This is a genomic window from Paenibacillus agaridevorans (assembly GCF_003112455.1).
Classification (GTDB): domain Bacteria; phylum Bacillota; class Bacilli; order Paenibacillales; family Paenibacillaceae; genus Pristimantibacillus; species Pristimantibacillus agaridevorans.
In genome coordinates, this window is sequence record NZ_BDQX01000036.1 from 255,798 (window position 1) to 258,130 (window position 2,333).

The 2,333-nt window shown below is 57.6% G+C and carries 3 protein-coding genes; all 3 read left to right on the forward strand.

The genetic code is table 11. The features are described 5' to 3' along the window. Positions 1-281: glutamate ligase domain-containing protein (locus tag PAT3040_RS38350; RefSeq protein ID WP_373863921.1), on the forward strand; the 281-nt coding region annotated here is incomplete at its 5' end. A 4-nt stretch (positions 282-285) separates the two neighbouring features. Beyond that, the gene (gene mraY, locus PAT3040_RS03260; RefSeq protein ID WP_087567686.1) at positions 286-1,242 is read left to right on the forward strand and encodes a phospho-N-acetylmuramoyl-pentapeptide-transferase; all 957 of its coding nucleotides are present in this window, start codon (positions 286-288) and stop codon (positions 1,240-1,242) included. A gap of 110 nt (positions 1,243-1,352) precedes the next feature. Beyond that, positions 1,353-2,333 (forward strand): UDP-N-acetylmuramoyl-L-alanine--D-glutamate ligase (murD, locus tag PAT3040_RS03265; protein WP_258234808.1); only part of this gene is annotated, 981 nt, incomplete at its 3' end.

Genomic DNA, 2,333 nt, shown 5'->3' on the forward strand with positions numbered 1-2,333 from the left:
GCCCGGAAGAAGCGGAGCTTCACCGCGGCATCGGCGCTTATCTGACGCCGGATGCGGCAGAGGGCGTACTTACCTGCGGACCGTTATCGGCCAATACGCACGAAGGCGCGAAAGCAAGCCTTCGCGAGGCTGACGAGGCGGGCCGCGTGATCCATTTTAATGACAAGGATACACTCGCCGACTGGCTTAAGAACCGGCTGCAGCCCGATGATCTGGTGCTTGTAAAGGGCTCCCGAGGAATGCGGATGGAACAAGTTGTCCAAGCTTTGGAGAAGGGGTGAAGAAATGGACATGATGGTCAACTTATTCGCAATCGGCGTATCCTTCCTTATAACGGTTCTGCTGGGACCATTGTTCATTCCTTTGCTCCGGCGCCTCAAGTTCGGTCAGCAGATTCGTACGGAAGGTCCCGAGAGCCATCTAAAGAAAAGCGGCACGCCGACAATGGGCGGCATTATAATAATGATTGCGCTGATGATCGCATTCGTGAGATTCGCCGACAAATCCAGCGAGTTTTGGGTGCTCCTGACGGCGTCGCTCGGCTTTGGTCTCGTCGGCTTCCTGGATGACTATATCAAGATCGTTTTCAAACGTTCGCTTGGCTTAACGGCCTGGCAGAAGCTGTTCGGACAGCTCCTTTTTTCGGCCATCGTCTGCGTGCTTCTGTACAATATGGGGCATAGCACCGAGATTACGATTCCCGGCACAAGCGCGGGGCTGGATCTCGGCTGGTTCTATTATCTGTTCGTCGTCATCATCATGTTCGCGGCCAGCAATTCCGTCAATTTCACGGACGGACTCGACGGACTGCTGGCAGGGACGAGCGCAATCGCGTTCGGCGCGTTCATGATTGTGGCGCTGCAGACGTCCGAACATGAATCCGCGATTTTCTCGGCGGCCATGATCGGAGCGGTGCTCGGCTTCCTGGTCTACAACGCTCACCCGGCCAAAGTATTCATGGGCGATATGGGTTCGCTCGGCATCGGCGGCGGAATCGCGGCTGTCGCGATTCTGACGAAGACGGAGCTGCTTCTGATCGTGATCGGCGGCGTGTTCGTTCTCGAGATGCTGTCCGTCATTTTGCAGGTCGCCTCCTTTAAGCTGCGGGGCAAGCGGATCTTTAAAATGAGTCCGATCCATCATCACTTCGAGCTCATCGGCTGGTCCGAATGGAAGGTCGTTACCGTGTTCTGGACGGTGGGGTTGTTGTTTGCGGCCGCAGGCATCCTGTTCGTCATTTAAGAGGTAACATGTATTTACTATTCACACTCCATAAAACAGGCGCAAAGGCGGTTCTCGCTTACGAGAGCCGCTTCCTGCGTACTTATGCACATAGAAGGGATTGTCGCTGCATGAATCACCCTGCGGACTACCGCGGCCGGCGCGTTGTCGTTCTCGGCCTTGCGAAGAGCGGCGTCAGCGTAGCCAAGCTGTTCCACAAGCTGGGCGCCGACGTCGTCGTCAATGACAAGAAGGATAGGGAGAGCAGCCCCGAGGCGGGCGAGCTTGAAGAACTGGGCATTACCGTTATTTGCGGACATCATCCGGAGGATCTGATTGACGCCGATACGGCGCTTATGGTCAAAAATCCAGGCATTCCGTACAGCGCGCCTCCCGTACGGGAAGCGTTGGAGCGCGGCGTAGACGTCGTGACCGAGGTGGAGGCGGCTTATCTGATCTCGCCTGCACCGATCATCGGCATTACCGGCTCTAACGGCAAAACAACGACAACTACGCTGATCGGCATGCTTCTGGAAGCGGCGGGCAAAAAGCCTATCGTCGCAGGCAATATCGGCTTGCCGTTATGCGATGCCGTCCAGGATGCAACGCCGGACAATTGGATCGTCGCCGAGCTCAGCAGCTTCCAGTTGAAGGGGACAGAGACGTTTCGGCCGCGTATCGCGATGCTGCTGAATCTGGCGGAGACGCATCTCGACTATCACGGCGGCATGGAAGATTACGTCGCATCGAAACGCAAGCTGTTCGCCAATCAGCAGGCATCCGATACGGCGGTGTTGGGCTGGGACGATCCCGTCTGCAGGGAGACCGCACGGAGCCTGCAAGCGAAGCTGCTGCCCTTCTCGCTCTATGAGAAGCTGGAGGAAGGCGTCTACATAGATCCTCCTTTCACGCGCGAAGGGGAGGCCGATAAGGCAGCCGAAGCTCAGCGTCATATCGTATACCGCACTGCTGGCGGAGGAACGGCGTCCGAGAGCTGTGAGCTCGTCATCATGCCTGTCGCCGAGCTAGGCCTTCTCGGACGCCATAACGCGGCGAACGCGATCGCGGCGATCGCGGCCTGCGTCGCTGCCGGAGCCGCGCCTGACGCATTG